The sequence below is a fragment of the Deltaproteobacteria bacterium genome, from assembly GCA_009930495.1.
Classification (GTDB): domain Bacteria; phylum Desulfobacterota; class Desulfovibrionia; order Desulfovibrionales; family Desulfomicrobiaceae; genus Desulfomicrobium.
Genome location: RZYB01000073.1, coordinates 1 through 12,277, shown reverse-complemented (window position 1 = coordinate 12,277; position 12,277 = coordinate 1). Strand labels below are relative to the sequence as shown.

Genomic DNA, 12,277 nt, shown 5'->3' with positions numbered 1-12,277 from the left:
GGCGCGCATTTCGACCAGGGCGTGTCCTGCGCCGAAATCGAGTCGGCCAAGGTGGTGTCCCCGGCCATCATTCCCCTGTCGGGGACCGTGGTGGCGGTGAACGAGGCCCTGAACGACGCGCCCGAACTGGTCAACTCCGATCCCTACGGAGACGGCTGGCTGGCGCGCATCACGGCCGACGACGCGTCCGAGGAGACCATCCCGGCGGCGGAGTACGCGCGGCTTGTGTCGGCCTGATTTTTCGCGCATCACTCCCTCCACGTTCCCGGGACGGCCACGTGGCCGGTCTGGAACCGATCCCGCCGTTTCGGGAAGGATCGGGCTTCCGGGTTTCAACCACTCATGAGGAGGTTGCCATGTCGCAACGCATCACAATCATCGGCGGCGGCCCCGGCGGGTACACGGCCGCATTTGCCGCGGCCAGGGCCGGGGCGTCGGTCACCCTGGTCGAAGCCGTCCACATGGGCGGCACCTGTCTGAACTGGGGCTGCATCCCGACCAAGACCATCAAGGCCTCGGCCGAGGCCCTGGAAACGGCGCGGCGTCTGGCGGAGTTCGGAATCACGGGCGCTAGCGAGGCCCGGCCCGACATGCCGGCCATCATTGCCCGCAAGAACAAGGTCACCGGGATTTTGCGCGGCGGTCTGGAAAAGACCTGCGCCAAGCTCAAGGTCACGCTGCTGCGCGGACGGGGCGAGGTCGTGAACGCCGGTCTGGTGCGCGTGCACGACGCGGATGGCGCGGTGCGCGAGGTGGAGGGAGACAAGGTCATCATTGCCACGGGATCGAGCGTTCTCGACATTCCGAGCCTGCCGGTGGACCACGCGTGCATCATCACCAGCGACGATGCCCTGGAATTGCAATCTGTCCCGGAGCGGATGCTGGTGGTTGGCGGCGGTGTCATCGGGTGCGAGCTGGCGTTTATTTTCCAGGCCCTGGGCGCCAAGGTCACGGTGGTCGAGGGGCTGGACCGCATTCTGCCCGTGCCGTCCATCGACGCGGATCTGAGCAAGCTTGTCCAGCGCGAGATGAAGAAGCGCGGCATTGGCTGCGAGCTGGCCCGCACGGCCAGCAAGGCCGAGGTGACCGACGCCGGCGTGCGGGTGACCCTGGGACCATCGCCCTTTGTCGCGAACCTTCCGCCCTCGGCGCAAAAGGAGAGCGAGGTGGAGGCCGACATGGTCCTGCTGGCCGTGGGCCGGGTGCCCAACACAACTGGTCTGGGCCTGGCCGGGGCCGGAGTGGCCACGGATGGGCGCGGCTGGATCAAGGTCGACGAGAAGCTCGGGACCTCTGTGCCGGGCATTTACGCCGTGGGCGACGTGCTGGGTCCGGCGCGGATCATGCTGGCCCACGTGGCCGCCATGGAAGGGCTCGTGGCCGTGAAAAACTGTCTGGGAGCCTCGGAGAGCATGGATTATTCCGTGGTGCCGGCGGCGGTGTTCACCTCCCCAGAGGTGGCCACGGTGGGCCTGACCGAGGCCCAGGCGCGGGAGAAAGGCTTTAACGTGACCTGTCCCCAGAGCAACTTCCGCGAGCTGGGCAAGGCCCAGGCCATGGGCGAACTGGCCGGGCTGTTCAAACTGGTGGTGGACGCGGACAGCGGGCGGTTGCTGGGCGCGCATCTGGCCGGGGCGCACGTCTCGGACATCATCGCCGAACCGACCTTGGCCATGCGGCTTGGCGCCACGGCCCAGGACCTGGCGCGCACCATCCATGCCCACCCCACCCTGGCCGAGGGCATCCTCGAAACGGCGCACCTGCTCTAGATCCCTCGTTTTTCAAAATGGATCCTGGGCCGTGCGACAACCCGGCCCAGGATCCATTTTTTTGTCTATCAAGCCAATGGCAGCCGCGTGTGAACCTTGGTCAGACGGTCGTGCAGATCGATGACCGGATGCCGGAAGGATGGCCCAAGAACCTGGAGCAGGGAACACACGGCGAATTGGCCGGATTTGTGTTCGTAATCCACCAGCCACGCCTTCAGGGCACGGTCTTCCTCGTCCGTCCGGGGGAAGCGGACCTTGAAGCCGGGGCATTTCATCCGCGACGGCTTGGGGGTGAGGCGGGCGCGGAAGCATTGTTGCCTGGCGCACAGACTGGCGTAGAGTTCGTCGGCGTGAAAATCCCGGAACAATCGCCGGGTCGCGTCGGAATCCGGCGCGAATTCCCTGCCCCCGACAATGAGGCGCACGCCAGCGTGGGTCGCGTAGATCCGCACGCCGAGGTCGCGGTACTCTGGCCGGCCGGCCCGCTGAAGGACCATGTCCACGATGCGCTCCCGCATGGATTGCTTTCTCGGCCCGAACAGCAGGCGCTTGAGCGCCCGCGTCACCCCTTCGTGCACGCGGTCGATGTCGACGAAAACGATATTTTCGGAATTGAGCACCTGGGCGCCGTAGCGGTTGCGCGAGATGAGATTGCGTTCGTCGATAACCCGCAACACCTCTTCCCGGATGCAGGGCTCGTAATTTTCGCGGTGTTTTTTCCCGGCGTCGATCCTGGTCTGGATGGCGGCCAGTTGCTCCCTGGCCTGGTCGCGGGCGTCATCCTCGGACAGGTCCGAATGGCCGTGACAGATCGCCTTTCGGGGCGTGCCGTCGATGCGGAGTTCTCCCTCCACCCGGACCCAATGGCGGTAAAAGCGCATGTTGTCCTCCGTGCGCGATGGGCGTTGCGTGCGGCAGGGGCCCGACGGGGGGCGCCCCCCGGAGCGTGACTGTTTTGGCCGGAGCCGGGCTGGCGGTCCGGTCCGGTTTCAGGGCGTCTTTTCCCGGTCTGCTTCGTGGTAGAGCACCAGGACGCGCCGCACGAAATTCTTTGTTTCATCGAAGGGCGGAATGCCGCCGTGTCGCCGCACGCTTCCAGGTCCGGCGTTGTATGCCGCCAGGGCGAGTTCCAGCGTGCCAAAGGCGTCGAGCTGCTCGCGCAGATACATGCTCCCGGCCCGGACATTGGCCGCCGGATCAAAGGGGTCGGTGACGCCGAGATATGCTTGTGTCGCGGGCATGAGCTGCATGAGCCCTTGGGCGCCCACGGGCGAGACCGCCTCGGGATTGTTGCCGGATTCCACGGTGATGACGGCTCTGATCAGCCGTGGATCAAGACCCGAACAGCGACTGCCTTGGTCGATGATCGGTCTCCATTCGGCGGTGGTGGGCATGTGTGCCCGGCCCCGGATGCTTTCCCGGACGAACAGGGGCTGGACCATGCGTGGCAAGGCCAGAAAGCGGGCGTGGCTGGACAGGGCGTAGACGTCCATGTGGTCGATCAAATGGTCGTTCTGGACGGCTGGCGGCGCGGCCCCTGCGGCGCGCTCCGGTTCGTGGGCGGAAGGGGCCGCGCCCAAGGCCGGGAGCGGGCGCAGGGCCCGGGGGGCGCGTTCGGTGACCGTGATGTCTTCATGCAGGATGCCGGGCGTGGTCTGGGCGGCTAGATCCCGCGCCGGCTGGGCATGCAGGTCCGGTCCCAGGGCCGCGAGCAACGCCAGGGCCGCGAGACAATGCCTGGCGGGACAGGTCATTCCGGCGCGGTGAAGCACAGCTTGACGACATTGGCCCCGTCCTGGCGGGTGTATGCGTGGCGCGCGGCCATGGTCGTGATCAGGTGGATGCCCAGCCCGCCCACGGGGCGTTCGTCCACGCCCAGGTCCAGATCCGGCGTCGGCGCGTCGGTGAAGGGATCGAAGGGCGGCCCCCAATCCTTGATGCCGAGGCACAGCATTTCCTGGCCGTCATGCCGTTCCAGACGGCAATCGACCTCGGCCTGGCCGGTTTTTCCGGCGTAGGCGTAGGTGCACACATTGACCAGGATTTCCTCCGCGGCCAGCTGCAGACGGGGCAGGATGGCGGCGTAGGCCGGCGGTGTCCGATGGCGCAGATACTCGTTCACGGTGGCCAGCTGTTCGAGGCTGGCGGGCAAGGTCAGCGCGGGCATGAGGGTGCCTACAGCGCGGCCAGGGCCGCTTCCTGGGTGTCGTGAACAGGCATCATGGCCGAAAAGCCGGAAATCTTGAAGACTTCCGCGACCATGGGCTGCAGGCCGCAGACGGCCACGGGCACGCCTTGTCCCCGGCTGGCCTTGAGCACGGTCAGAATGCCGCGCAATCCGGCGGAGCTCATGTATTCGACGCCGGCGAGATCGACGAGGATCTTGGTGGCCTTTTTGGCCAGGCAGTCCTGGCAGGCGGTGACGAAAACGGCCGTGGTCGTGGCGTCCATGCTGCCCACGGGCTTGACGATGGTCGCTCCGTTTGTTTCCAGAATATCGATATGCATCAGTGTCTCCGTGTTATTGGGTGTAGCTCAACAGCAGGCCCTGGCTGACCTTGATCCACCCGTCAAGCGTGACGAACAGAAGAAGTTTGAAGGGCAGGGAAATGGTCATGGGCGAGACCATCATCATGCCCATGGCCAGCAGAATGTTCGAGATGATCAGGTCGATGGCCACGAAGGGCAGATAAAGCAGGAATCCGATCTGGAAGGCCTTGGTCAGTTCCGAAATGGTGAAGGCGGGCACCAGGATGAACAGGTTGTCGGGGGTGACGCGGCTATGGAGTTTTTCCGGCCACATGCGCTTGGCCGTGCTCATGAACACGCGCACCACGGATTCGTTGGCGTTGTCCGCCAGAAACTTGCGCAGCGGCGGCGAGATGGACTGGAGCACGCGACCGATTTCCACCGGCGTGGGCTTTTCCGGGATGGGGGTGGTCTCCAGGAGTTCGACCGTGTTCATGGCCATGGGCGCCATGATGAAGATGCTCAGGATGATGGCCAGACCGTTCATGACCATGGTTGGCGGCACCTGCTGCACGCCCAGGGCGTTGCGCACCAGGGAGGTGACGACCACGATCTTGACGTACGACGTGACCATCATGAGCATGAACGGCGCCAGTCCCAGCGCCGCCATGCCAAAGATGAAATACAGGGGATTAACGCCCAGCATCCAGTCCTCCGGTCCTGGTCAGGGTGGCGACCTGCACGCCGAGCACGCCGTTGATGTCGACCAATCGTCCCGTGCCGATGGGCATGCCGTTGACGCGCAGGCTGACCGGAGCCAGCGGGTCGCATCCCAGGGTAAAGGTGTAGCCGGGAACAAGGGCGGCCAGTTCCTTGACCGTCAACGTGCGTCTCTCCAGCTCGAAACACAGATCGATCTCGATATTGCCCACCGGCGGGGGGCCGGCGGCGGCCGGAGTTTCGGCCGTGGCCTCGGCCGGGGGCGGGGTGGGCGTGGACGGACTGGGTGAACTCATGGGTGTCTCCTCGGGTGTGGCCACGATGGCGAGGACCGTGGTCTGGGTGTCGTGAACAGCGCATGCAATGGCCCCGGCCCTGGATGTGGAGCCCTGGCCCGGACACGGGCGAAGCCGGATACGGCCCTGGGCCGCCAGATAGTCCGGGGGAAGGAGGATGTCGTTTTCCTCCAGGCCGGATAGTTCCTCCAGGCGCAGGCGCATGTCGCCGGCCTCGATGGCGACCAGGATGGGCAGGTCCGGGTCGACCTGTTCCAGTTGGGTCGGGCGGACCGGCAGGGCCGCGATCCGGGTGGCCAGGGCCAGGGCGCTGTCCTTGTCCGGCACGGCCACGCGCAAAAAAAGCGGCGATTCATCCTGACCGTCGAAATCAAGGGCCAGGTTCAGGACCGCCACGGGTTCCGCTTCCGGGGGCGCGGCCGGGCCCAGGGTCATGCCGGCGACGGTTGCCGATTCGCCCAGAAAACGTTGCAGGCAGGGCAGCAGCGGGGCCAGGAGCAAATCCAGGATGGCCAGTCTCACGGGATCGGGCAGGTCCTCGTCCCGGGACAGATGGGCCACGGCCGGATGGAATCGGAGAAATTCCGTGTGGCCCAGATCGACGCGCCATTCCCGACCGCCCCGGAGCAGGCGCAAAACGCCGGCGGGCTCGAACGGAAACGGGGCGTGGACGACGCGCAGGGTTCCGGCCCGGTCCCCGATGGTCACGGGCCAGGGCTGGGCGCGTGTCAGCAAAATATTGTCGAGGTGGGCTTGAAGCGGGCTCAGCGGTTCCGGGGTGAACGGCTTGACGTGTTCGGGCATGTGGCGTCCTGTCATCGGGATTCTTCGTTTTCGGGGACATAGCCCCGCGAGCGGCGGTTTGAGTCGTTGTCCTCGCCCCGGCTTTCGGTGGCGACATGGACACGCACGTGGCCTCCGAGTTCTTCCAATCGCGTTTTAAGACTGTCCTGGGCCGCGACCAGGGTTTGGAAAGAGGCGGGGTCGTCGGTCAGCAGACTGACATGGAGCAGGCCGTCGTTTCCCTTGCGCAGGCGGATTTCCGTTCCGGGCAAAATATCCGCGCTCGGATACAGGCGTACTTCCTGGTCGCCTCCGGAGTCCCGGCCGACAAGGATGCGTTCCAGAAGTTTTTCGGCCAGTTCGCCGGCGGGCACGGGCGTTTCCGGCCGGGATGGTGGCGTCACGGTGGTGGGCATGCGTCCGGCAAACATGGTTTCCAGTGGCGTGACCGGAAGCTGGGGGGGGCGCCCCGTGTCGTCCATGTCCAGGTCCGGGTCGCGGGCGATGGTTTCTGATTTTTCCATGGAGCGCTGAAACTCGTCCACGGTTTGGGTGTCCGGCGTTTTTGGAACCGACGTGTCGTCCGAAGTCGCGATGGCGGCCTCCAAGCGGGCTGCGTCGATATTCATAAAATTCGGCATGTGCGTGTTCTCCCCGACCGGGTTCAGGCGTCAAGGCCCGCGCCCACGGGCATGGGTTTGAATTCTTCGCTTTCCAGGTCTTCCTTGCGTTCGGCCTCCCGGCGGTCCATTGCCATCCAGATGTCCTTGTGGGCCAGGATTCGGGCCGTGTCGCGCCGGGCCTTGTTCAATCCGCTCTTGGCTTCGTCCACGGCCTGGCGGGCCTTGATACGTGTCTGTCCGGCCTTGGCCACGTTTTCCTCGCGCGCCAATTCCCCGTCGCGCAGGCTCCCGAGGCCGGCCTTGAATGCGTCCAGGTCGTCGAGACTCAAGAGCTGCCCCATGATGGCCGCGTAGCGCCTGTCCTCTTCCTCCATGCGCCAGAGACGATAGCGCTCGAGCTCTTTCTCGGCCTCCCGCAGGGCGGTCTCGGCCTCGCTGGCCGCCCGTTCGGCCTGTCGCAACACGTTCTGGGCGGCTTTCTCGCGGTAGTGGCGCACCGAGAGCAGGGGTTGGAGCGGATAACGGGCCATTGTCAGGCCACGACCTTGCGCAGGGCCTGCACGGTGTCCTCGAAGGAGCTTTTTTCGTCCAGCCCCTGTTTGAGAAAGGCGTTGACCGCGTCGATGCGGGACAGGGCGTCGTCGGCGTCTTTGTCCGTGCCCTTTTTGTATTCACCGATCTGCACCAGCAGTTCGACTTCGGCGAATTTGGCCAGAATTTTGCGCAGCTTTTGGGCCGCGTCCTTGTGTTCCTTGGACACGATGGCGTTCATGACGCGGCTGACGCTGGCCTGTACGTCGATGGCCGGGTAGTGGTTCGCGGCGGCCAGCTTGCGGGACAGGACGATATGCCCGTCCAGGATGGACCGGGTTTCGTCGGCGATGGGCTCGGTCATGTCGTCGCCTTCGACCAGTACGGTATAGAGGGCGGTGATGGAGCCCTTGTCCGAGTTGCCGGCGCGCTCCATGAGGCGCGGCAGGGTCGAAAAGACCGACGGCGGGAAACCGCGCCGGGTGGGCGGCTCGCCGGCGGCCAGTCCGATCTCGCGTTGGGCGCGGCCGAAGCGGGTCACGGAATCCATCATGAGCAGCACATTGCGACTCTGGTCGCGGAAATATTCGGCGATGGCCGTGGCCGTGTAGGCCGCCTTGAGGCGTTCCATGGACGACCTGTCCGACGTGGAAACCACCAGCACCGCTTTTTTACGGCCTTCGGGGCCGAGGTCGTGTTCGATGAACTCCCGCACTTCGCGGCCGCGTTCGCCGATGAGGGCCAACACGCAGATGTCGGCGGAGCAGCCCTTGATGATGCTCGACAACAGGGTGCTTTTGCCGCCGCCGGCTGCGGCGAAAATGCCCATGCGCTGCCCTTCGCCACAGGTCAGCACCCCGTCCAGAACCCGCAGCCCGAGGGACATGGGGCGGTCGATGATGCGCCTGACCATGGGGTTGGGCGGGTCGGCGTACACGGGATAGCGGGAGCGGGGTTTGAGGGGCGGCCCGCCGTCAATGGGATTGCCCAGGCCGTCGAGCACCCGGCCGAGCAGGTCTTCGCCCACGGGCACGGAATGGATTTCCCCCGTGGGGATGACTTCCGTGGCCGGAGAGATGCCCTGCAAATCCCCCAGGGGAGTGAGCAAGGCCATCTGTTTGACGAAGCCGACCACCTCGGCCTTGAGCGTCCAGCTATCAAAAGGATTGCGCAGCACGCACAGCTCGCCGACCTTGACTCCTGGCACCACGGCCCGGATGATGGTCCCGACGACCTGCTCCACCCGTCCCCGGATTTCCACCGAGCTGGTGTTCTGGACCGTTTCTTCCAGAAGAGCGCCGATGTATTCAAATGCCATCGTTGTTCCTTACACCGCCACGAACGTGGGGTCGTAGTCCTTGAATGCGGTCCGTCCGCAGGATTCGGAATGCTCCCAACCAAGCACCGAAAGGTTCAGGGCCGAAGTCACAGTGGTCTGTTCCGCGACCGCGATGCGCACCCGCGCCAGCTCGAAGCTGTCCGGCCTGTCCATGAGCGCCGAAAGTTGGGCCGGCGAGGCGTTGGCCTGGCGCAGAGAGCCATCGTGCATCCGCCATGTCACCTCGACCGTGGCCGGGGGATTGCCGGCGTCCTCCAGGTCTTGGGTCACGTCGGCGCAAACGGCTTCGGAAATGCCGAAACGCCGCAGAAACGCCGTCACCTCGTCCGGAGTCCGGGCCATGCTCGAGCGCGTCACGCCGGCATCGTGAACAACCGTCCCATCCGTCGATGCGTGCACCGTGCTCCGGACCCGGACATTGGTGCTGAGCTCCAGTGTGGCCGAGGCGGTGTCGCCGATTTTTTCGGCCAGATCGTGGACCCTGTCGCCGATGCGATCGGCTTCCTCCGAATCGGCGATGGTCACGGCCTTGTCCACGTTTTGCGTGACGGATTCGAGTTGGTCGCCACCCAGCGCGACGTCAACCGTGAGGGACAGGTCGTAGGCGAATTCCCGTTCCGTGGTCTGTTCCTCGGCGTTGCCGGTTTTTTTCCATATGGCCGAGGCCCGGGCACCGCATCGGGCCTCGGCGCTGATCCAGCTGCCGTCGTCCTCGCCGGAATCAGCACTCTGTTCGTCGGGCTCCGATGGGATCAGGGCCGTAAGGTCCACGGTTGCCTCGATGCCCGCCTCGACGGCTGCCTGACGCACGACGTAGGCCTTGGCGCAGAGGCCGAGGTCCCTTTCCGTGGCCGTGCCGGACAGAACAGCACCTAAAAATTCCGAGCACTTGGCGTCATCGGCGAACACCAGGTGCGCGCCTCTGGTCAGGGCTCCGCTGACACCGGCCTGGGCCGAGAGCGTGCCGCACAGGGCGTCCACGGAAACGCCGGCTCCGGCGGCCAGGGTTCTGTCCAGGGCCAGATGCACACCGGACGCGTCGCGCCACAGTCCCATGCCGTTGCCCAGCGCGGCCTCAAGAGTGACGCCGATGTTCACGGCCTCGGTTTCAAACACGGGAATGGACGCGGTCACGCGGTCTTTCAGGGACAGATTGAGGACGTGGCCTGGCCGCAGGCTCCCCAGAAGGTCCGTGGCCACTTGGCGTGCCTCTTCCTGGTGCATGATCTGTCGGACGGGATCGGGAATGTCGAACGTGAGCAGGCCGTGCTGTATCCTGCGCTCCAGGCTCGGGCCGTTGTGGCTGGCTGTCCGGACCAGGGTTTGGGCGTTCGCGTTGAGCAGAAAATGCTTCAGGGCCAGATTTCCCAGGTCTTCGGGCAATCCCAGCTTTTTCAGATTGGTCTGGCAGGCTCGGAAAAAATCCCAATTTTCCAGGGCGGCTTGTTGGTCCCTCGCTTCCAGAATGGTCGTCCAGGTGTGCTGACCCGTGGTCAGAAAGGCATCCAGCACGGCCAGGCGCACGGCGGTGTCCACGGTTTGGTTGACCTGGGTTGAAAAATAGTCGCGGGCCGAGGCGTAAACCGTTTTGGCTTTTTCCAGGGCCAGGCGTTGTTGTTCCGCGCCCAGAAGGCCCATGGTTTTTGATCGGTCGGCCGTGCCGCGCAGAGGCGCGTAGGCCGCGAGCATCCGGGCATGGAGCGGCGAGCCCTCGGGGATTTCGGTTTTTTTCAGGGCGTGACGCATGTTTTCCACGCCGCTTAGGCTCCGGGTGGCGCGCAGCGTCTTCAAGGCCAGCACGGCCTGGGACTTTTCGGACAGGCCGTGGGCGTCCATGACGGCCAGGATTTCCGTGCGCGCCTGGGCAAATTTTTCGGCCGAGGTTGCCGTGGCCAAGGCGTCCAGAGGACGGGTGAAGGCTCCGTTGACATCGTCCGAGCGTGTGAGTCCAAAGGACCCACGCATTTTTGTGAATTCGATCTGTCGTTGAAAATGGATGTCAGCCACGGTGTCGCGCTGGGCCATCCAGTCTCCGTATTGGTCGGGGTGGTCCAGCACGTCGCGCAGCGCCAGTAGGCCCGTGCTCAGGGTTTCGCCCTGCATTTTGTCGACATCGATGACCCCACCCACGCGGGGCACGTCGACATCCTGGAGCGGAGCGGTCCATTTTTGTACTTCGCTGTCCACGGTGGCCACGGCCTCGTCCAGGGACGACGCGTGGGCCAACAGACGGGAGGCCTCGGCGTCGATGACGCGGGAGACCGGCGTGTCGGCGGGGCTGGGGGCCACGACGAAGGCCGCGAGCTGCTCTTCGTAGGTCCCTGTCACGTTGTGTTCCGTGAGGCGCAGTGCCTCGCGCAGACTGTCGCGCAGGGCGTTGACCCCGCCGTTTTTCGTGAGTTCGGCCTGCAGGGTCGCGCGCAGCGCCCGTCCCCCCTGCATGGCCTGGGTGCCGGTGACGCCGTGGGCGTGAAGAAGATTCCGGGCCATGTCCGTCAGGCCCGTGCGCGCGGCCCAGACGTCATTGGAAGAAGCCAGCTTTTTGCACAGTTCCATGATGTGCCTGCCGCCGCCCAAGGCGTTCGCGGCCTGGGCGATGTCGGCCCCCAGGCTTTTGACGGCGTCCAGGCTGCCCAGCCCGAGGCCGAGCAGCTCGCGCAGGTTGGTCGTGTCCCGGTAGGGCGCGGGCAGGCCGCCTTGGAAGCCGGCAAAGGCCGCGGGATCGCTGGTTGCGATTTTTCCTTCGGCCACCCGGCCTGCCCACAGGGCCTTGATGAGCAGCAGGTCGAACGCCCGGGGCGCGGTGTTGCCCTCGCCCAGGGCGGACACCAGGCTCTCCAGCTGGGTGATGCCGATGCTGGTGTCGGCGGTCAGGCCCAGGGCGTGCAGGTCTTGTGCGTCCAAGCCTGCGCGGATCAGGGTGGTGATTTCCCGGTTGGCCCTGGTCGAGGCGTGGCGCGCCGTGAATTGGTCGCGGTCCGCCTCGGGGCAGCATTCCAATTTGAGTTCCAGGGCCAGGGCGTCCAGGCCGAGATGATCCAGCGTGAGCCGGTCCAGCAGGGCCTCGGCGCGGGTCGCGTTGTCCGTGCTTGGCCTGGACCTGGCCGTGGTCACGGCTGTGGCGAGGTCGCCAAGTCCGCCGGATGCGGCCATGGCGGCGAGGCGGGTCATCATGGTCGTGTCGCCGCCGGAGCGGACAAACAATTCCTTGGCCAGGGCGAGTTGTTCTCCGCCAAGGGCGGCCAGGGCCGGGTCCGCGTTCAGGGCTGCCCCGGCCAGACGGTCGCCGACAGCGGCGCGCGCCGTGTCCAGCTGGTCGAGGAAGGCCGTGCGTTGGGGCTCGACCAGGGTTCGTCCGGCCCGCTGGCGAAGCTGACGCAGCGCGGCGTTGAAATTGGCGAAGGCGGCGCCAGGATCGCTGGTTCCGACCTCGGCGGACGCGGTCAGTGCCTCCAGGCGGGAGGACAGGTGTTCCGCGTTGCGGGTGGAGAGCTCGTTGATCTGGGCTTGAAGATCGGCGCGGGTTTGCGGGGTCGAGAAGCGGGTCTCGCCGGCAAGGTTGGTTTGGATTTCTTCCAGACTGGGGCCAGACAGGCGGGAGGACTCGGCGCGATGCGCAAGGGCCGAAAAATGTCCGGTCAGGGCCTGGTCCTGAAGGTTCGCGACCCGGTCGTGCAGTCTGGCGCGCGATGTTTCGCCGATTTTGGGATCCGCGTCGATGATGGCCAGCATCGAGGCCGTTTGTTG

The 12,277-nt window shown here is 65.5% G+C and carries 11 protein-coding genes; 2 read left to right on the top strand and 9 right to left on the bottom strand.

All coding sequences use genetic code 11. The annotated features are described in order from the left end of the window. Both EOL86_07790 and lpdA read left to right on the top strand, forming a co-directional pair. Positions 1 to 237, top strand: a 237-nt coding sequence (locus tag EOL86_07790) for a glycine cleavage system protein H (protein ID NCD25477.1), incomplete at its 5' end; no start/stop codon positions are given. 119 nt (positions 238 to 356) lie between these two features. After that, positions 357 to 1,769 (top strand): dihydrolipoyl dehydrogenase, encoded by a 1,413-nt coding sequence (lpdA, locus tag EOL86_07785; protein NCD25476.1) that lies wholly within the window; start codon positions 357 to 359, stop codon positions 1,767 to 1,769. Positions 1,770 to 1,837: 68 nt separating this feature from the next. Here the strand turns inward: lpdA and EOL86_07780 are convergent, their stop codons facing one another. From EOL86_07780 to EOL86_07740, 9 genes are all read right to left on the bottom strand, one after another. Then, complete coding sequence (locus EOL86_07780; protein NCD25475.1) at positions 1,838 to 2,650, bottom strand: hypothetical protein; 813 nt, start codon at positions 2,648 to 2,650, stop codon at positions 1,838 to 1,840. A 108-nt stretch (positions 2,651 to 2,758) separates the two neighbouring features. Further along, complete coding sequence (locus tag EOL86_07775; GenBank protein ID NCD25474.1) at positions 2,759 to 3,523, bottom strand: lytic transglycosylase domain-containing protein; 765 nt, start codon at positions 3,521 to 3,523, stop codon at positions 2,759 to 2,761. Continuing rightward, positions 3,520 to 3,936: an ATP-binding protein gene (locus EOL86_07770; protein ID NCD25473.1), complete on the bottom strand. Its 417-nt coding sequence runs from the start codon at positions 3,934 to 3,936 to the stop codon at positions 3,520 to 3,522. Before EOL86_07770 ends, EOL86_07775 begins: the two co-directional genes overlap by 4 nt. 8 nt (positions 3,937 to 3,944) lie before the next feature. After that, entirely contained in the window at positions 3,945 to 4,277 is a 333-nt protein-coding gene (locus EOL86_07765) for an anti-sigma factor antagonist (GenBank protein ID NCD25472.1), read from the bottom strand. Between the two features lie 13 nt (positions 4,278 to 4,290). Further along, positions 4,291 to 4,944 (bottom strand): EscR/YscR/HrcR family type III secretion system export apparatus protein, encoded by a 654-nt coding sequence (locus EOL86_07760; protein NCD25471.1) that lies wholly within the window; start codon positions 4,942 to 4,944, stop codon positions 4,291 to 4,293. Then, entirely contained in the window at positions 4,931 to 6,073 is a 1,143-nt protein-coding gene (locus EOL86_07755) for a YscQ/HrcQ family type III secretion apparatus protein (protein NCD25470.1), read from the bottom strand. The genes EOL86_07760 and EOL86_07755 overlap by 14 nt, the downstream gene beginning before the upstream one ends. After that, positions 6,070 to 6,678, bottom strand: a complete 609-nt coding sequence (locus EOL86_07750) for a hypothetical protein (GenBank protein NCD25469.1) — start codon at positions 6,676 to 6,678, stop codon at positions 6,070 to 6,072. The genes EOL86_07755 and EOL86_07750 overlap by 4 nt, the downstream gene beginning before the upstream one ends. Before the next feature lie 23 nt (positions 6,679 to 6,701). Continuing rightward, positions 6,702 to 7,190, bottom strand: a complete 489-nt coding sequence (locus tag EOL86_07745) for a type III secretion protein (GenBank protein ID NCD25468.1) — start codon at positions 7,188 to 7,190, stop codon at positions 6,702 to 6,704. Between the two features lie 2 nt (positions 7,191 to 7,192). Next, positions 7,193 to 8,509 (bottom strand): EscN/YscN/HrcN family type III secretion system ATPase, encoded by a 1,317-nt coding sequence (locus tag EOL86_07740; protein NCD25467.1) that lies wholly within the window; start codon positions 8,507 to 8,509, stop codon positions 7,193 to 7,195. Positions 8,510 to 12,277: the final 3,768 nt, after the last annotated feature.